At 28.5% G+C, this 20,847-nt stretch carries 15 protein-coding genes; 12 read left to right on the top strand and 3 right to left on the bottom strand.

Going from position 1 to position 20,847, the window contains the following annotated elements; translation table 11 throughout:
• The first annotated feature begins 49 nt into the window (after positions 1-49).
• From ACULEV_RS00380 to ACULEV_RS00325, 12 genes are all read left to right on the top strand, one after another.
• Complete coding sequence (locus ACULEV_RS00380) at positions 50-328, top strand: hypothetical protein (RefSeq protein ID WP_445456712.1); 279 nt, start codon at positions 50-52, stop codon at positions 326-328.
• Positions 329-362: 34 nt separating this feature from the next.
• A complete protein-coding gene (locus ACULEV_RS00375; RefSeq protein WP_445456711.1) occupies positions 363-1,367 on the top strand; it encodes a WG repeat-containing protein in 1,005 nt (334 codons plus the stop codon).
• A 236-nt stretch (positions 1,368-1,603) separates the two neighbouring features.
• Positions 1,604-2,173 (top strand): hypothetical protein, encoded by a 570-nt coding sequence (locus tag ACULEV_RS00370; RefSeq protein ID WP_445456710.1) that lies wholly within the window; start codon positions 1,604-1,606, stop codon positions 2,171-2,173.
• A 1-nt stretch (position 2,174) separates the two neighbouring features.
• A complete protein-coding gene (locus ACULEV_RS00365; RefSeq protein WP_445456709.1) occupies positions 2,175-2,318 on the top strand; it encodes a hypothetical protein in 144 nt (47 codons plus the stop codon).
• Positions 2,319-2,385: 67 nt separating this feature from the next.
• A complete protein-coding gene (locus ACULEV_RS00360) occupies positions 2,386-4,302 on the top strand; it encodes a hypothetical protein (RefSeq protein WP_445456708.1) in 1,917 nt (638 codons plus the stop codon).
• Positions 4,303-4,432: 130 nt separating this feature from the next.
• Positions 4,433-5,389, top strand: a complete 957-nt coding sequence (locus tag ACULEV_RS00355) for a hypothetical protein (protein ID WP_445456707.1) — start codon at positions 4,433-4,435, stop codon at positions 5,387-5,389.
• Between the two features lie 217 nt (positions 5,390-5,606).
• Positions 5,607-8,414, top strand: a complete 2,808-nt coding sequence (locus ACULEV_RS00350; RefSeq protein ID WP_445456706.1) for a leucine-rich repeat domain-containing protein — start codon at positions 5,607-5,609, stop codon at positions 8,412-8,414.
• A 150-nt stretch (positions 8,415-8,564) separates the two neighbouring features.
• Positions 8,565-11,393 carry a leucine-rich repeat domain-containing protein gene (locus ACULEV_RS00345; protein ID WP_445456705.1) on the top strand — a complete coding sequence of 943 codons (2,829 nt, stop codon included), beginning with the start codon at positions 8,565-8,567 and terminating at the stop codon, positions 11,391-11,393.
• A 28-nt stretch (positions 11,394-11,421) separates the two neighbouring features.
• Positions 11,422-12,657: a leucine-rich repeat domain-containing protein gene (locus ACULEV_RS00340; protein WP_445456704.1), complete on the top strand. Its 1,236-nt coding sequence runs from the start codon at positions 11,422-11,424 to the stop codon at positions 12,655-12,657.
• Positions 12,658-12,715: 58 nt separating this feature from the next.
• A complete protein-coding gene (locus ACULEV_RS00335) occupies positions 12,716-13,270 on the top strand; it encodes a hypothetical protein (protein ID WP_445456703.1) in 555 nt (184 codons plus the stop codon).
• Positions 13,271-13,372: 102 nt separating this feature from the next.
• Positions 13,373-15,016 carry a hypothetical protein gene (locus ACULEV_RS00330; protein ID WP_445456702.1) on the top strand — a complete coding sequence of 548 codons (1,644 nt, stop codon included), beginning with the start codon at positions 13,373-13,375 and terminating at the stop codon, positions 15,014-15,016.
• Positions 15,017-15,023: 7 nt separating this feature from the next.
• Positions 15,024-17,201 carry a tetratricopeptide repeat protein gene (locus ACULEV_RS00325; protein WP_445456701.1) on the top strand — a complete coding sequence of 726 codons (2,178 nt, stop codon included), beginning with the start codon at positions 15,024-15,026 and terminating at the stop codon, positions 17,199-17,201.
• Between the two features lie 11 nt (positions 17,202-17,212).
• On the opposite strand, the gene ACULEV_RS00320 is transcribed toward ACULEV_RS00325, so the two are convergent.
• From ACULEV_RS00320 to ACULEV_RS00310, 3 genes are read right to left on the bottom strand one after another with little or no spacing between them, the layout of a single operon-like run.
• A complete protein-coding gene (locus ACULEV_RS00320; RefSeq protein WP_445456700.1) occupies positions 17,213-18,364 on the bottom strand; it encodes a hypothetical protein in 1,152 nt (383 codons plus the stop codon).
• A gap of 46 nt (positions 18,365-18,410) precedes the next feature.
• Positions 18,411-19,046, bottom strand: a complete 636-nt coding sequence (locus ACULEV_RS00315) for a hypothetical protein (protein ID WP_445456699.1) — start codon at positions 19,044-19,046, stop codon at positions 18,411-18,413.
• 53 nt (positions 19,047-19,099) lie between these two features.
• Positions 19,100-20,779 carry a hypothetical protein gene (locus ACULEV_RS00310; RefSeq protein ID WP_445456698.1) on the bottom strand — a complete coding sequence of 560 codons (1,680 nt, stop codon included), beginning with the start codon at positions 20,777-20,779 and terminating at the stop codon, positions 19,100-19,102.
• Between the last annotated feature and the right edge of the window lie 68 nt (positions 20,780-20,847).

Here is a 20,847-nt window from a genome sequence, read left to right as displayed (position 1 = left end):
ATTTGTAATGTAATTACAACCTAATAAACATTAACAAAAAACAGAACTAATGACTATAGATGAATTTCAAGACCGTTCGGTGAAACTCGGCCAAGGATTGCAACGTCTTCTGGACGATATGTATGCGGCTATAGACGAAGATACCCCATTAGATGAAGTACATAAATTATTGGAACGTGCAAATCATAAAATAAAGCAGTTTGAAAATCTGTATTCGGAATCTTCTGAAGTTTGGCAACAAAACCTTCGGAAAGGGTATTTAGAGTTGATTGAAGAAGCACAAGGGTTTAAAAAGCAACTGAAAGAGAAATATCTGGAGAAGAAATGACCATGGATAAGTAAAACAAGTACCTGAAACCATTATGAAATTATTTAGTATAAGAAATGATTCAAAGTTGGGATTTATCAATGAAGTTGGAAATGAAATTATAAAGCCTCAGTTTGAAAAAATCTATGATTTTGAAGAAGGTCTTGCATGGGCTTCCGTAAAAAGAGGCAATGAAATCGTTGCTGGATTTATAAATCATAGTGGTGAATGGGAAATAGAACCCAATTTTTCTGGATTAGGTTTAATATCATCTTTTGAATCTATTTATTTTTCTGAAGGATTGGCACCCATTCAATCAAAGAATGGTAAAATGTTATTTATTAATAAAAAAGGAGACCCAATTACAGATGCTATTTATGATGAAGCCATTCCTTTTTCAGAAGGTCGTGCTTTAGTAGTTAGAGATAAATTATATGGATATATTGATACTACTGGTAAAGAAATTATAAAATGTCAATTTGGTAAATATCCTTTTTATATTAGTCGTAATAGTTGGTTTTCAGAAGGATTAGCTATGGTGCGATTTGGTAAAAAAATAGAGGGTTGGGATACTAGTTTAGGGTATATAAATAAGAATGGAGAAATCGTATTTGAACCTCAATTTTTATATGCTAGTTCCTTTTCGGAAGGCTATGCATTAATACAACAACCTGATTGGGATAAAATATATTATTACTATTTTATGAATAGTAAAGGAGAAATACCTTTCACTAAATATGCTTCTCAAACAACTAGTTTTCAGGAAGGTTTAGCAAATATACATGATATTGACACTGGATTAATGGGATATATTGATCCATTGGGAGAGTGGGCGATTAAACCTCAATTTGCTGAAACACTAAGATTTTCTCAAGGACTAGCATCTGTACAAAAAGAAGGGGATAGTCATAATATTTACATAAATAAGAATGGAGAAATTAGTATAGATGATAAATTTGAAATCGCACTTCCTTTTAAGAACGGACTTGCTCAGGTTAGAGCAAAAGATAAAACGGGTTATATTAACTTATCTGGAGAGTATGTGTGGTTTTCAAAATAGCCTGTTTTTGAAATGTCAAAAAGAGACAAAAAAAACAATACTTCCTCTAAATATGCTTCACACTCAAAGAGACTTAACTAATGTTTAATAAATTATAATAATATAGCACTTACGTCAGTTTTTTTTGTAAAATGCGATTAGCAATTCTATAAACGGTGATTTATATGTGGATGGCATTTTATCAAACAAAATGAGCTAAGTCATTCATATATTGAATATTAATTAAAAAGAGACAAATGATGAAAATTCAAAAGTTCTATTCAATGACAGATAAAATTCTCTTGTCCAGCTATGATGGTAGCGAACCTCCAACATTGTTCCAAAGGAGCCACAGCATGTTGATTACACATACAGGAAAGCCTTTAGTTGACTATACAAATGATGATGAAAATGGAGAGCCATTCAAAGGATCTTTGGTGTGTGATCTGGACTATGACGAGGAACCATTTAGACTTCCTACATTTTTCCTGTCACCAGGACTGATCTCCACTCAGGCATTTTACGAAGATCTTGTTGAAATCGGAATAGATAACTTAGAAGTGCATCCAGTCATAATCAGAGATCTTAATAATAATGTAACCATAGACCATTACCTCTTTTTAAATATACTAGGGCGTATTTCATGTGTAAAGAAAATAGATAGTGGCCAATTCGGTATTTATGCTTCTAAAGTGCCTGATGAACTGAATATGTTTATGATTGAAGAAGATCCCAGTTATATCCTTGTGAAAGAGCATGTATACATACGCATAAAAACAAAGTACCCAGATATTTTTTTTGATGAAATCCCACTATTAGAAGAATAATATGATACACATAAACGACCAAGAACTCATTCAAACAACACCGGATTTGTTAGAAGAAAGATACATTGATCTTAAAATTGATGTAGCTGAATATGACATTAAAGTTTGGAGAAATACACATACAGCTATTGTGGATTTACTATAATTAATTTGGTTTCTCAAAAAGTAACAAACTACAAGTAAATACAGAATAAAATTACTTTAATATAAACATGCATATTATACAAATTAAAAAAGAAACAGAAACATGGCTTGTGGCTATGTGTTCTGATAAAAAAGAGATTACTGAATATTTTGGAACTCTCTCTGAAGAGTTGCAAGCTGATGCCTCATGTTTTGAAATACCAATCAAAACATTTCCTTTTATAATTATCCAGCATACTCAAAAGCCACACGACTCAGATTCCTATTTTGAATATTGCGATTTTGAAACACTTCAAATCCGTATTGATGAAGCTCGGCAAAACAGGGTTGAATTCGAAGATAATGTCTATTTCAAATATTATTATATCAATGAGACTTATTTTCAGATGATTACTGAAGATAATTTTATGAAGTATCGGAGTCACACCTCAGTTACAAATTACATTTTAGACCAGCCATACGCTATTACTTTGTTTCACGAGGAAGTCAAGAGAAATGCCTCAAACTATGACGTTGATCGCCTAGATGAGCTATTCGAGCATACAAAAACACTTTTCAATTCTGAGCTGGAAAAAGAAGACCTGGCCATAAATGGCTATGAAAGTTTGTTCTGGGACATGAATTATGACCATGCATGTGGCAAACTTACTGATATGGGTGTGGAATACCTGCTTCCAATGGTCGATAAGATGGAACAATTACTAGGTGAAAAAAAGTGGCTACACCGTAGTTATGCATTGCATATTTTATTAGAAGAAACATGTAAAAAAACTCCGGATACAGCCCTAATGATTTTAAAAGATACCATAGAAGCATTCGAACAGTACCTAATCTCAAATCCAGAGGAAAGAATGGAGATTCATCGATTGCTTTCTCTCGCTTACCGCTGGATGATTAAAACGGATACAGATACAGCTTTTTCTTTTTGGCAACTAGCTGTACAGGAATTAGAAAAAGGAATAGACTTTGATCCAGAAAGAGGTGCTTGGCGCCTCTTATTTGAACTGATTTACATTCCAATCTCGAAAGATCAGAAAATAAAAAATGGACAAGAGGAAGCTCAAAAGTGGTTTGTTGCTAAAATAGAAAACCTGGAAGAAACCTTAGGCGCGACAATATCTTTTCAGATAGCTTCTGCCTACCTACACTTAAAAGAAACCCGTGAATGGAGAAATACAGGACAAATATATCCTGAAGAGCCATTATTGTACTGGGCTGAGAAAGCAATCGCCTATGATCCAGAAGAGATTACACGCATTGATCTACATCAGTGTGCCGAATTTTTCAGTAAAATCGGATCAAGAACCAAACGAATTGATTTTCTTGTGAAAACAATTTTGTTGTACGAACGAGTCATAACAGCCACAGATGATTGCGCTATGGAAGTGTACTACATCGCAAATCTTTGGAAACAAATCGCCGATATCCATCTCGAAAATCATGAGCAGGCGTTGGCCGATGAAGCAATCACGGAATCAAGATTGCTCTATGAAAGGTATATAGATCCAATTAAAACAAACTCTTCGGTCTATCTACACTACATTGAGTTACTTGAATATTGTTACAATTATGAAGGAAACATCAGCAAACCTAGTCTAACAGAATTGAAGGCTATTGCTACTGAATTAGAAATGCAGTTAACAGGATTCATGAGCTATCCATATGCGCTGCTTATGCGAGTTGCGCTGTATGAAAACAACGAAATTCAGGCAATAGTTCATGCTACCAAATGTTTGATATTACATGAGTTATGTGTTGATTCTAACTTTAAAGCCTTTTTTGAAGAATATAAAGATTCGGATTTTCATCGAGTAAAAAAATTTTTGAAAGAAACCATAGAATTTATGGAAGAGGTAGAAGATAATTATTACTTCCACCCGCAAATTAAATGGGAGAAACTAAGCACAATGTCGGACCAAGAACTGCTTACCTATTGGGAAAAAAGAAAGGAAGAAATCCGTAACAGACCAGCAAAAGAATTTTAATAAAATCAACCATAAGAACCACCATATTTTATATCCTAATACTAATCGTCACCGAGTTTAACGTTTCTTGCAACATCCTGTGTAGCGATGATTTGGGAAAATGGAACAAGGGTTGACACAAAAAAATATTATGATAGATACAATTAGCAAAGCCATTTTATCAGGAGATTCATTATTCTTAAATTCCTATCTTAATCAAGGAGGAAACTTTAACAAACTAACCCTTACAACACCCGATGGATATGGGGTTACAGCAATTCAATTAGCTGTTTTGGCGCAAATGAAATACAATGGATTGAAGGAAATTACTAAATTAGTTATTGAAAATTCAAGTATAGAGGACAAAGCTAGTGCATTACGTTCTTATTCGTCTGAAGATAAATACATCAGAGAGATGGAAATAGTATTAAAAAATGGAATTCCAGCAGATCTTATGTTTGAAAATCAGTCGGCTCTCCAATTAGCTACGGGAAATGGAAATGAAAAAATGGTACATTTATTACTAGTTCATGGTGCAGATCCAAACTTGGAAGGAAAATATGGGAGTGCGTTAGAATCAGCCAAAAAAATGTATTACGCTCCTTCCTTTCAACAAATGATGGAATCTTTTTTAATTGGTGAACAAAAATCCCCTTTTGATTTTGTAGAAAAAGAATCAATCATATCACAAATTAATTTATGGATTAACTCATTAATTTCCTTTGCTAAAAAACATACCAATCAAACATTTTATGTTCTAGCTATTGATGCAGGAAGATTAAAAGCCAACTCAGAAGAAAAATTTCTTTCTACGATTAAAAAGTATCAAAAAAAACATCCTAATTCTTACAATACTGAAGAAAAAATAAATCATCTAAAATTTAACCCTGGCGATTTTTCATTTCATTCTATTGAAGAGGAAAAAGATGAGCCTTTCGTAGACTATGGTAAAGAACTAGATCTATCGTTTTTGATAAGAAAAAAAGACGATAATAGAACAGCTAAAGATTTACTATTTGAAGGATTATTATTGAACCAAAAATATTTTTTAACTGAGCTACGGGTTACAGCTGATTTTAAAATAAAATCTCCTAATCATATTTATTAATTAGGATTACCCTTATTAATGATGGTCCTTCATCAAATAATTATTTTTTGATTTATTCTAGTGAAGTTTTTTCTCATTGCAATAACACTTGAATTTTCAAATTAAGAGTACTTATAATAAACTAATCTCAATTTTAAAAACGAAAATCATTATAAATAGTGATTCTTAAAACCACTATACTATTAACTTTGTAATCAAACAATTATAAAGAAATAATATGGAAACTCATAAAGTAAGAATTGATTTAGCAAAAGAAACTTTTAATTTTTCTGAAATATCAAATCTACATGAGATTGAAGAAATTCGATTTGACAATTGCACTGAAAAATTTGAAATTCCACTTACTATTAATGAATATTCAAATATTACGAGATTAAGTTTTTCTGGTCAATCGAAAGATAGCTTATACGAAACTCCAGACAATTTAGAACAATTAATCCATATTAAACATTTAACATTTTGGAGGTATTGCGATTTTACCAAACTAAAACCAATGACTCACATAGAGGAGTTATATATTACTGTAAAAGATGTAGAAACAGACATTAAACAAACAATTATCTTATTCCCTAATCTAAAAAAAATTACAGTTTGGGGTAACTTCTTAAAAAAACAACTATTGCCTGAAGAAATCGGCAATCTTAATTTATTGGAATCCATAAATTTAGTTGAGTGTGGTGTGAGTACTATACCCGATTCTATAGCAAATCTAAAACAGCTTAAAGAGTTAAAACTAAGAGGACTTCCTTTGAAGTCATTTCCAGAGGTCATTACTCAATTAGAAAATTTAGAAGTTTTAGAAATTGGAAGTTCCTTAATAAAATTACCCAATGGTTTCAGCAATTTAAAAAAACTCAAAAAACTTAATTTAGACAACTCTCTCAATCGTAGCGCTACTCGTGAAGATAAATATTTAAAACCGATACCAGAAGTTATTGGAAAACTTAAAAACTTAGAAGAACTAAGCTTAGGTTCTTGTAAGGTTTTTGATATTACTCCTATTACTCCTCTTAAAAATTTAAAAAAACTTAATTTACGATTTTCTACTTTAAAAGATTGTGCTGGTTTTTCAAATTTCTCCCAGTTAGAAGACTTAATTCTTGCAACAAATTATGATTTAGTAGACATAGAGGGTCTAAAAGGCTTACCTTTAAAAAAATTAGAACTCACTTTTAACCCAATCAAATCAATTGAAATAATCACTTCTTTAAAGTCATTAGAAACTTTAGACATCCAAAACTGTCGTTACATTAATGATTTTAATCCTGTTTACAATCACCCAAATATCAAAGAATTAGAAGCAGAATTTAAAATTTTAGAAAACTGGAAAAAAAGACTTGAAATTAAAGAGTTACCATCAATAAGCACTATTATAACACAATTAGAAACAGAAGCTCTCTCAAAATTTGAAGAAGCTATTTCTTATTTATCCAAACTTGTAAAGGCTAATTATAGCAATAAAGAAAACCCGCTCGCTGAATATTTTAATCTAAAAAATGAAGAAGAGAAAATTGCAAAAATTGAGATTTTTGACAATGCCATTCAGAAACACCTAAAAAATCTTTCCGAGAAAACACTAATTACGATTTTTAAAATGACTTTTAAATCTGTAATCCATGATAATTACAATGCTTCTTTGATTGTTTTAGAAGAAATTATTACAAGGAAAAATGTAGAAACACAGAAAAAGATAGTTGAGCAATTTTATGATGCATGCAAATTTTATGATGCTGGACACCGCTTATGGAGTTCTACAGTTTATGACCAATTAATTGATGACCTATTTCCTCAATTCACTTCAGAAGCATTATTTCAACTCTTGAAAAAAGCTTCCACAGACATGCTAAACACTAATGGTGGTGATGGCATGGAAGTTCTCTTTATTCCAGCTTTTCAAAATACTACTGATGATGTGCTATATAAAAAATTCTTAAAGATTTTATATAAATATGATGAAGAAGCAAGAACTTATTATGGTAAAGAGTACTTTGATACCTTACTACAACAAATAATAGATATTGCTTCACCTGAATTAGAGATTTTAATTTCAGCAAAAAAAGAAGAAAATAAAGAACAAGAAGCGTTAAGTGAATTATTAGAAAACTTAAACGAAGCTAATCTTCCAAAAGCAATTGGAATGCTAGGTAATAAAATTCCTAAAAAAATGGAAGATGATTTTCTTTATAACATTAATAAAGCCTGTCAGAAAAATGAAATTAGTGAAGAAGCAGTTCGCCAATTAATTATTTTTTTAATCAAGAAAAAAGAACTCTATTATTTAGCTGATTTACTTAAATATAAATATCACAAAACACATCCTGAAAAAATTATTGAAACACTAGATCAAGCAATCACAACAAAGTCATTGGGTAAAAATGAGATCTATGATATTGTGCGAATGATTATTATATATCTAGTTCCAGATGAGCACGTTTTGTTTCATGATTTAGAAATATATAGAAATTTTATAATTACAAAATGTGACGTCTTAATAGATAATGTTTACGACATTGAAGTACAACAGTTATTGACTAGGTATTTTGATGCTAAAGATAAATTTTCTTCTGGAGGTCCGACTTATTTACTGGAAAAAACAAAGGAAATTATTAGTAAAACAGAAGTTCAGTTCTCTTATAAAAACCTTAAATATGAAATTTCATCTTTGGTTCACTATGGTGTGAATGAAAAATGCCGAACAGTTTTCAACTATTTATATCCAAAAATTATAAATTATTCTGACGAAGATATATTATATCCAAACGTTATCGCTTCAATAAAATTAAATGATTGGACATATTTTGATACCCTTTTGAAAGAGATTCAAAAACTAGAAGAAATTACTCAAGTTTTGCTAGCTTATAACCTCTCTTGTGGTTTTGCTCATTTTGGAAGAAAAGAAGAAATGCTATTTTATAGTAAAGAATCTATTCGGTTAGGAAAAACAAAACAGGAATTTTTAGATGATAAAGATTTTGAAAAATACTGGAATGATGAAGATTTTTTAAAAACAATTGAAGAGGAGTAACGAGTAAAATCAGATAAAAACCATTTTTATCTAAAATTAGTAACTCTATTAGACCAAAATTGAATGTCCTACATATAAAATCATTATAAATAGTGATTCTTAAAACCGCTACACTATTAACTTTGTAATCAAATAATTACAAGAAATAATATGGAAACCAAAGAAATAAGAATTGATTTAGCAAAAGAAACTATCAACTTTTCTGAAATATCAAATCTACACGAAATTGAAGAAATTCGATTTGACAATTGTACTGAAAAATTTGAAATTCCACTTATTATAAATGAATATCCAAATATTACGAAATTAAGTTTTTATGGACAATCTAGAGAAAACCTATTTGAAACTCCAGATTATTTAGATCAGCTTACACATATTAGATATTTAACTCTTTGGAGTTATTGCGATTATACCAAAATAAAACCAATGACTCATATAGAAGAATTACATACTGTAGTAAGAAATACTGATGTTGATACTCGAAAAATAGTAGCTTTATTCCCTAATCTGAAGAAAATAGAAATTTGGGGTAGTCATTTAAAAAAGGAACAATTACCTAATGAAATTGGCAATCTAAGCTTATTAGAATCACTACATTTAATTTCTTGTGGAATCCATGATTTACCAAATACAATAGCAAATCTTAAAGGACTAAAAGAATTAACTTTAAGAGGACTTCCTATGAACTCATTTCCAGACGTTATCACTCAATTAGAGCATTTAGAAACATTAGAAATTAGAGCTACTTTACCAAAATTACCAGACAGTTTAAGCAAACTACAAAACTTAAAAAAGCTTAATTTAAATGGGGCTTTAAATGGTGCAAATATGGATGTAGCTGGTTCATTTAAACAAAAAAAATTATATTTAAAACCAATACCAGAAGTAATTGGAAAACTAAAAAACTTAGAAGAGCTAAACTTAAACATTTGCGGCGTTTTTGATATAACTCCTATTACTTCTTTAAAAAAATTAAAAAAACTTGATTTACAATATTCTGCTTTAAAAAATTGTGATGGATTTTCAAATTTTACTGCTTTAGAAAATCTAAATCTAGAATTGAGTTATGATTTAAAAGATTTAGAAGGTCTAAAAAATCTTCCAATAAAAAAATTAAATATTTCATCAAATTACAACAAGTCTATTGCCGTTATCTCTTCTTTAGAACAACTTGAAACATTAGATGTAGATGGTTGTGATTATATAAAAGATTTTAGTCCTATTTACAGCCATACTAATTTAAAAAAATTAAAAGCTAGCACTGAAATTGCAAAAAATTGGGAAAAAAGAGAAGAACTTCAAAAAATGCCAGCAATAAATACTATTTTGGAACAATTAGATACAGAAGATATTACAAAATTTGAAGAAAGTATTTTGTATTTATCAAAACATGTAAAAGCGAATTATAATGATAACAATAACCCATTAGCTGATTATTTTGATGTAGAAATAGAAGAAGAAGAAATTACAGAAATTGAAATTTTAGACAATGCTATTCAGAAACACCTAAAAAATCTTTCTGAGAAAACTTTAGTTACGATTTTTGAAATGACTTTTAAATCTGTTGGGTATGACAATTTTAATGCTGCTTTGCTTGTTTTAGAGGAAATTATTACAAGAGAAAATGTAAATACACAGAAAAAAATAATCAAGAAATTTTATGATGCATGTGAATATTATGATGCTGGACATCGCTATTGGAGTTGTACCGTTCATGATCAATTAATTGATGACTTATTCCCTAAATTTACATCTGAAGCACTTTATAAACTCTTGAAAAAAGCATCTATTGACATGCTTAACACTGAAGGTGGTGATGGTATGGAAGAATTATTTATTCCTGCTTTTCAAAATACTTCAGATGAAAAATTACATAAAAAATTATTAGAAGTGTTTTTTAAATATGAAGAAAAAGCTAGAACCTATTTTGGGAAAGAATATTTTGATACTTTATTACAACAAATAAAAGAGGTTGCTTCTCCTGAACTAGAAAAAATAATTCTCGCAAAAAAAGAAAAAAATAAAGAGCAAGAAGAACTAATACTATCCTTAGAAAACTTAACCGAAGATAATCTTCCCGAAATAATTAAAATGTTAGGCAGTAAAATTCCTCAAAAATTAGAGGATGAATATCTTTATGAAATTGTAAAAGCCTGCAAAAAAAATAATATTAATAAAGAAGCCGTTAACCAATTAATAGTTTTTCTTATTAAGAAAAAAGAAAATTCCTATTTAGCTAAATTGCTTCAATCTAAATATCACAAAACGAATCCTGAAAAAATTATTTCAATACTAAGTCAATCATTAACTGATAATTCATTTGATGAAAATGAAGCTTACAATTTGGCACGAATGATTATTACAGATTTAGTTCCTAATAAAGAGGTATCGTTTGATGATTTGGAAATCTATAGAAATTTTATAGTTTCAAAATGTAACATTTCTATAGATACCATTTATAACAATGAAGTACAAAGATTATTATCTGTTTTTTTCAATTCCATTCCTACTAGTCCTTTTGATAAACATATTTATATACTAGAAAAAGTAAAAGAAATTTTTAGTAAAACCGAAGCTAAATTTTCATACAGTAATTTATATCATGATGTTTATTACTTAGTCAAAGATCGTGAAAATGAGCAATGTAGAACCGTTTTTAATTATTTATCTCCAAGAATAAAAAATTATTCTAGTGAAAATATTTTGTATCTAAATGTCATTGCAGCAAGTAAGTTAAACGACAGTGCTTATTTTGACATGATTTTAAAAGAAATTCAAAAATTAGAAGAAATTACTCAAGTTTTATTAGCTTATAATCTCTCTTGTGGTTTTGCTCATTTTGGAAGAAAAGAAGAAATGCTGTTTTATAGTAAAGAATCTATTCGATTAGGAAAAACAAAACAACAATTTTTAGACGATAAAGATTTTGAAAAATACTGGAACGATGAAGATTTTTTAAAAACTATTGAGGAAGAATAAAAAACTGGAAACAAAGCACATATAAACAATGAAAGATTATAAAAAAACATGGAAAACTCTAGTTTCAAAATCAAATTTTAAAAATGGGTTGTTAAAGCATTTTTCATTTCTGGCAGACTCCAAAGAGTTAAAAACTATACTAGAAAAGGTTATAGACAAAGTTACTGCTGTATCTATTCAGAATCAAAATGAATATCTTGAAATTAAATTTCAGGAAGGCGATCAAGTATTAAAATGTTATCCTCCTAATCTAAGGAAAAACAAAAATCATCCAGAAGATTTACAAAAATTATACGCAGTACATCAGCAATTGAGCTGTGGTGACTTGGTAATTGGAAGCACACAATCACTCGATTTCGGCATGTATGAGTCTGACGAAAATGTTTACCGTTTATTTGACGGAGATGTGAATAAAATTCAAGAAGCTGGTTTTGAAAACTTCTCAAACTATACGGTGTGGTTATATCACCCTACGCTAAAAAACAGCAGTGGTAAACAAGCACTCTTTCCTATTGTACACGAACTTGAAGATACTGTTGAGTGTATAGACAACAATATAGGAAGTTTGTTTTTAGAACGATTGGTACAATTACAAAAATGGGAAATAGATGTTCCTGAACTAGAAAGTGTGAAGGAATCTAAAAAAGTACATGTTAAAGAAGAAAAATGGTGGGAAAAGATAAGCTATGCCAAAGGTCCGAAAGGCACACTATTTCATTTTGCTGACCATCCACCTCTTACAGAACCCTTACCAGATGAAATATTAGCAAGCATAATAAATCTTTCCCTGAGGGATATTTCCAGTTTGGAAACAGTTCCGTTCGATAAAATGCCTAATCTTAAAGAATTAATGGTTGTAAATAATAAAAAAGCATTACTCAATGTCAACGGATTAGAAAAATCAAACAGCATAGAATACTTACGTCTTGACAACCATAAAATCACTGATATAACACCTCTTGCTACTTTAACATCATTAACCTTTTTAGACTTATCTGATAATAAAATAAAAGATGTTTCCTGCCTAAAAATGTGTCAGAATATAGAAAAATTATTCCTTTCCAATAATCCAATCCAAAACATAAATGTTGTAAGCAATTTTGATAAACTGGAAAGATTACGCATTAGTGATACTAGAATAAAAGACATTGCGGTTCTTTCACATTTACCAAAACTGGAAAATCTCTATATTCCTTTATCTCTTTCTGAAGAAGAATTGAAAAAATTTAAAACAGCTAAACCTAAAGTTTCTATATCTTATTAATACTAACTTATTACGATTCAGTAGATTTATAAAACGTAGTTTATAAATAATAAAAAACATGAAAACGAAACTAAATGAAGATTTTTTTAGAAAAGTGAATCTTGTTATTGACGAAAAAATAGAAAATGACAATAACAAATCTATCATTAAAAAGATAGATTGGGAAGAGCTATCCTTAAACTGTTTTAACCAAATCACATCTTTTTTTGATACAATATCTGTGGAAAAATTAGAAGACAATGATATTGAAAAAATTGGAGCAATTAGTTTTAACTGGAATCAATATGGAGGAGATATTACTATCGATTTTACTCCAAATAACAATAAGGATACAGCCTTTGATGAAGGTTACATCATGGCTGACACGGCAATTGATAACAATTCTTTTTTTCAAAAATATTTCGGTTGTACTGGAGAAGATAGCTTTGAAACGGTTGGAGATGATCATTATGATTATACTTTCCTCATCTACCTTTTTCAATTAGTAATTGAAGAAATTATTCCAGAAATAATACAAACAGATGTCTTTAATAAACTCCCGATAAAATCACCATGTTATTTTGGGTTTAGTGCTTTCGATGATGAACTTCCTGACATTTTTTATTCATTATAATTTTATTCTCATATAAAAATGATTCATTCCTATAAAATAGTAATATTTTCAATATTTAATATATTTTTCTTAAACGCACAAATCAATTCAACGGATTCTAAAATGGAAAAATTAGATACAAAAAGCAAGGCAGAACTAATTAAAATGGCTCAAGATATTTTAGAACAAAAATATCCTGAAATACATTTAGACTTTAATGAGTTTGATTGTAGAGTTTGGAATGGTAGTTATAATATAACTAAAGTTATTTTTAGAAGAGTAATACGCTACATTTCAAATTCTTCTGAAAACATACATTATGATATAACTGTAAATTTAAATACTAACGAAATTACTCCTTTAGATAATGAAAATGAGAAAGGAGTACTCTACTTGACATCAAAAAAAGAAAAAAAAATTATTACTAATTTAAAGAAAAAAAATCTTTTGCCTAAGGAAATTGAAGCTGATATAGAATACAGCATTGCTGAGAATGAAGATTATTATTTGATTTCTTGCTTTAATAATCTTCCAAATGTTGATAAAAGTTTGGCTATCCATGAAAGAGAACGTCCTTTCTTGCAAAAATCATTAATTAGTAAAAAAACTGGAAAATCGTTTTTTTTAAAAGGAGTAAACCCTTTTTATTATCTTACTCAACTCACATTTGAGCACTATTACAAAGAGAATCTTTACATCGTGTTGGACGAAGATGATAAATCATTTGGTGATAGGGACGAAATAGTAAAAATTGCCTATTCTATCTTAAAAAGCAAACAACCCAATTTAAAAATAGATCCAAAAGATTTTGAAATTATAATCTTAGGTAATTATAAAGATATCATCGTGAAATATAGACGCTATATAAGACTTAAAAATAGTAATGAAAAAAGGATTTTTGATCTTGCTGTTAATATTATTACTAAAGAAGTATTTCCTTTTGATTCGTCAGATGCATCTTTTTACATTCCGTCAGAATCAGACAATAGCATCATAAATGAAATACAGCATAAGTTGCCGCTTCCTTTAAATCCAAAAATGGAACATACTATTGTAGAAAATGAGGATTCTTTTTGGATTACCAGTATCTCGGAAAAATCGATAAAAAAATACTTTATTGATAAAAGCAGTGGGAACGTAACTTGTTTCTATGAATCGTCCAATTTACCCATTAACAATCGTGAGGATATATCTCTACAGGAGCAATATACAAGGGTAAATGGTTTTTTTACTATAAAAACAGAAAATAATAAGCCGTTAATTGATATGGCTTTGGCTATCTTAAAAGAAAAACAATTTACTCCAAATATTAATCCTGATGATTATAGTATTGAATCAAAAGCCAGTAAAGATGAAGTAACAATTAAATTTTTCAGGTTAATTAAATTCGTTCCGTTAAGACACAAGGAAGAGTTTAAGAACGATCTTTATGATTTGGAAGTTAGTTTAGTTAGTAAAACGATAGCCCAAGATCCTACACAATTTTATTTCCCTACGGAAGAAGATACTAATACCATTGAATTTGTTAAAAACCAATTTACAAAACATTTAAAAGATTCTGAAGAAATAAATTACCCAATAGAAATAGTTGAAGAGACAGATTGTTTTATAATAAGAACTGCAAATGCGCATAATTTTGACGAAGGCTCAATAAAGCATTACCGTATGGATAAGAAATCTGCAGCAATAGAAGTAATTACTTCACTTTCCAATTTTTTCCCAAACCCTGCACCCATGCCTATTCCTTTCAATGAAATTAAAAAGTAATCTTGTTATGAAAACTTCAATTGAATCGCCTCTATATAAACAATATAAAAAAATAAACGAACCCTATTTTAGCTTCAATGAAAATGTAGTTTTTCCTGGACTTATACTATTGGCAACAATGGTTATCACTTATTTTAGTTTATACTTTGTAGGGTTCCCTTTTACTTGCTTTTTATATCTCTTAGGTTCTTTTTTCATAAACTTGCTTTTTCATGGTTTAAAAAATGCAACTCCAAATGGAAATAATTACAATGGTCGCTCTACAGGAATACCTGGATTCATAGTTTTATTGTCTTTATTACCTAGTTACTTAGGTATTCTTTCAATACTAACTATTGCTAATGTAGGTACTTATTTAATAGTCCAATATCAAAAAACAACTGTGTTTAATGATATAGCCTTTTATATTTGGGCTTTTGTTGTATTTGGATTACCAGTTTTATACTATGTCTTTAGATATGCGAAATATAATTATTTGATATATTCTCAAGCAGTAAACTATACAGAAATTTCGTTACACATTAAACATGATCCAGAATTTTTAATTAAAATAGATGAAATTCATTTTATTAACTTTAATAAAAAAAGAATAGCAAAGTGTACTTTTAAAAAAGATAGAGAATTTGAGTCTCAAAAAACACTAGAATCTCTAGACATTGCCGAAAGAAATAAAATACTTTTTTTTCCTGCTTTTAACGAAAGAGTGTATGTTCCTGTAAATACAAATTTAGTAAAGATTGCCTATTACTCTATTTCTGAAGACACCTATTATCAGGATGAAATTATTTTTCCTTATAACCAACTTATTTTTGAAGAAAACAAATATCCTTTAAATAAATCCAAAACACTTAGAGGCAAAAAAACAGAACCTTTGTCTATTAATTTTTATGAAAAAGGAAAAATTAAACTTTTTACAGGTTCAAAACTACTTGTGGAAATAACCCTAAAAAAGGACAATTTAAAAGATAAAAAAAATAACGAGTATAAAGAAATAATAGGTTCTTCTGAAAACAAAGAAATCTTTTCTCCATTATTACTAGACACTGAAACCAGAGAAAGAATAAAGAAAAGAGAAGAAATAAAACAAAAATTATTTAATTATACATTAAATTTTGATTTGTCACATAGACATTTAATATGTGTTTATGATTGCAATAACAACGAACCTCTAAGAGACAGATTCACAGATTTAAAAATAAAGCAAACTATCACACAAAATGTTTTACCTACACAATTGGTTTTCTATTGTGATGCTTTCAACCGAACGAGGTGGTTAAACATACATATAGATACTGAAAAACTATACGACATCTTAATGCTAAATACTAGTACTATTTTTAAAATAGATTTAACTGTAAACATTGAAAATTCCTCTATTTTGTTGAAGATAAAAACAGAAGATAAATTCGTTGAATTTGAACATTGGGAAAAAAGCATAGATAATGGATCCCTTCTTGACATTAAAAAGAAAATTAAAGAAAATAAAAAAACAGAGCAGAGATATCATCTTTATAATCAAATTTATGAGTTGATGGAAAAAAAAGAGTACACAAAAGCAGAAACAATTTGCAATCTAGCCATTAAACAAAACCCAAATGATGGAATGCTCTATTTTTACCAAGCTCGATTGTTATTTTATATTCATGGTAAAAAAGCTTGTTACGATAAAGAAGCTTATTTTATTGAGAAAACATCTCATGACACTAGAGCTTTAGCACATATTTATAATAATTACGGTTGTTTACTTGATCAAGATTTAAAATATAAAGAATCATTATCCTATTTTGAAAAGGCAAATGAATTAGTTCCTGAAATGGCTATTTATATTGCTAATAAAGCTGAAATGCACTATAAATTAAAAAATAAAAATAGAGCTTTTTCTCTAGCACAAGAAGCTCAAAAAAAAGGAGATACTTCTGAAATAGTGAAAGAGATTTTGATGAATAAGGGTAAAATTGATGAAATTAATTTTTTACAAATTCAGTTAGCTACCTTAGCTTGTATGTATCGTTCTGAACCTGAAAATTCAGAAAACAATACTAATATTTTAGAAAGCTATTATGAGACTTTCAATAAGTTAATGCAACTTAACAAGTCTATAATTGGTTTAGATCCAGATGCAGAATTACCAGACCATCTTATGCCAAAAGAATATGTCGATTTTTGGTTAACCAAAAAAGAATAAAAACATAGCCTCTATTCCTCAAATAGTAATTTTCTAATTTCTTCAAGTGTAAGTTTGTTTTTTGTTGCAACAACATTTGAATTTTCATATTGAGAATACTTATAATATACATCCTCTTTTTCTATAAGATATCCATTTAGAGGATTTTTATCTTTATTTAAAACTAAAATTGTTTTTTGAATCTCTTCATAATTTTTTAAAATTTCAGTATAGTCATTTTCAAGTGTTGCATAAAACATAGGAATTGATTTATAGATTAAATTCTGATAAATCATCACCATTATGCTAGGGTTATAATCTTGTTCATCCAATGCAATATTACTTTCAAAATCAGATTTAGTAGTTACTAAAAGTGTATTATCATTCGCTAAAGAATAAATAATAACTCCCGGAACTAAATGCATTCCTTTTGAAACAACTTGTTTACTAAACTGATGTTTTCCAATTAATTTATTATCTATACTAAAACTAACGTTTCCATTATCAATATCTGTAAACTGTACTAAAATACTTGCTGGTCTTTTGTCGTTTTGTGGATCACCTTCTGGGTCTATTATTGCCTCTTTATAAATTTCATAACCATTTGGCAGGAATTTTAATTTTACAAGTTCAGCATAATGGATAGCTAAAATCCAAAGATCAACATTAGTAATCGTTCCATTTTCATAATATTCAGTTGCCAGAAGGGTTGATCCATCCATTTTATATCCTTTATGATTCAATCCTTGCCAAAGTTGTTCCTCTTTATAAGTATTTTTAATCATTTTTGGTTTCATTCCTGTCATTTCAGGAGTCATCATTTCTATAATAGTAGTAGTATATTTAAATTGGAAAACACCTTTCTCATAATAGGCAATTTCAGCAATTTCATTTTCATTTTCATAGACAAAATAACCTTCATAAGGTAAATCATCTTTATATTTCCCTACCAATTCTTTTTTGTTATCAATTTGAAAACGATAATCAGTGGTTTCTACTAATTTTCCGTTATTATAAATATGACTATAGGCTAACGAGTCGTATAAATAACTGGTTTGTACAAGTGTTCCATGTCTTTGACCCGATTTATTTAAAATCTCTTGATCATATTGATAAGTTCTCATATTTTTATTTTGCGAATATAATGTTGTAGTGAAAAGAATGCATAAAAAAAGTTTTTTCATAATTATGGTTTCATTAAGCACAGTAATGTTTGTCTATTCCCTGTTTTTAATAATCATGTCTCGTTTTTATTATTTTAAAATCTGGAGTACAGTTTAATTGTGAAAAAACTATATCTTTATTTTTACCAAAAAGTTCAAGGAGATTATTTATAAATTCATCATATTCCTGATATTGAGTAGTTTCTTCTTCTGTTTCATAAGGAATTTCATCATTTTCAAAATTTAAATTTCCAAAACCTTGATAAGGCCAATCTCCTGTTTTATATTTTATTGCTGTAATACGTTCTTCCTCAATATATGGATTTCCTTTATTAAAATTATCTGCTCTTACCTCATTTTCAATCTTTAACCAATAATTAATATACTCTTCTAGATTAGTAATTTTATTGCTATCTAAATGTTCCTTACCATTGACACTTTTTCTACAAAACTTATATTCTTCTTTAATAATTTCTATTTCATCATCTAATAAATCCTCTCTTAATATTGCTTTTTCTTTTGATTCCTGCCAATTTCTACTGTATTTTTCAACAATCTTATGAAATCCTTCTTCGCTACTTAAGCATAGCATACCACTATCTATCGCAAAGGCATAAAAATGCTCTTCTTTATGATGTTTTGCAAACTCATTTATTTGTTTTACAGCATTTTCAAATACTTTTTTAATATTATATTTATTCATATATCTTTACTTTGCATTTATAGAACCCTTATTCTAAATAATCAACATAAATATTATTCAAATTCTTCACAATAATATTCATACCATTCTAATAAGTCTTCAGAAATTAATTTTATGTTTTTCTTTAAAAAATCTCTAGTATATTGCTGTTCTAAATATGGAAGTAGATTTTCTATGTTAAAAACATCATGATCTAAATCTATTTTTGATAAGTATTGAATTACAATATTTAAATATTTTTCTCCTTGTTTGGCTAATTCTAAAACTGCATAACAAAGAGCGGTTTCCTCTTCATTTCTATAAGTATAGCGAGCTTTAGAATAGTGACAAAACTTTTCAATTATAGACCTAACTTTTTCTGGTGCTTGTTCAAAACCGATTACAACTTCAAAAAAATCCTTTTCATTTAAAACAGTTCCTTTTTTATCTTCTAAATGAAAAACCAATTTAGTTCCTATTCCTAATTCTTCTATATTAGAAATTTTATTTTCAATTTGTTGTAAAGCGTTTATAAGATCTTCCTCTTTCGACAAATCATTTACCTCAATAATTATTTTGCCGAGATTCGAAATTTCCTTATCATTTTCCTTATTATAGGTTAGTTTATCGATTTCTTCCAAGTCAATTTTCTTCAAATAAATTGGAATTAACATTTCGCTTTTTTGATTTGTAATTTCAGGTAAATCAAAAACATAATAATCAGTATGTTCAGAAAGAAAAATCTTTTTATCTGTTATTTTATGTATATAAGCGTGAAAAGTAGTAAACTCAAACATTCCTGCCATATTCGCATTAGACATTTCAGAAGTTACCAGTAAAGGAGAAAGTGTTTTATCATCATATACTTTTCTTAAAACTCCGCTTCTCCAACAGAGCCAAAAACCATCTTCTACAAATTCAATCGAATTCAAGTTATCGCAAAATTCTATTACTGCATCGTTATAGTCTTCTTCATCGTTAGGATTCAAAAATTTTGAAACCAATTCACTACAATAATTTACATAACGATCTAATTGGTTTTGTTCAAAATCTCTAACAGATAACAGTTCATATTTAAAAGTATTTAAATCAAATAGCATTATTTTAAAATCAAAAAGCAACTCCTCATTGTTTCCTTTTTTAACATCAACATTTCCATAATATGGCATTATCCCAATGTTCTTTTGAGTACTAATAAATGGTTTTACCTCACCAAATGATGAACTGGGAGCATAAGGCAAATCATAATATGTACTTTCTTTTGTAATAGAATTATATACTGTAAAACCATGAGTATATTTTTCCTTTTTATTTATATATTCCCAATCAATCTTATAAAATAGTAAAGAATCATCATTCCTTATTTCTAAATTACTTTTATAATCTTGAATTTCTTGCAAATCAACTTTTAAAGTTTTAATTTCAAATGTTGCTAAATAAGCCTGATAATCTTTATCTCTAAATGCTATATATATTTTAGACTTATCGATTGAAAAAATCGCTTTAGCATCATTATCACCATTCAATTTATAATCTAATAATAACTCTTTTTTGTCAGCATCAAACAAACGAATCCATCCATCAGAATTAATAATTGCAAATTGATTTTCATTATAAAATTCACTCATAACAATAGGTTCATCATCTCCTTTCAAAGAAAAATTCCATTCATTGGTATATAACCCATTTGTCTGATGCTTAAATATTTTTACTTGATTTACACCATCTAGATGCATTAATAATTTATACTTCATAAAATTTTACTTTTAAATTAAAAACCTATTCTAATTGTTTGTTTTAATTTTTATTAAAATCAACTTTT

It is taken from the genome of Flavobacterium sp. HNIBRBA15423 (genome assembly GCF_052655965.1).
The sequence above is the reverse complement of the archived record's forward strand: the minus strand, read 5'-3'. Positions and strand labels throughout refer to the sequence as shown.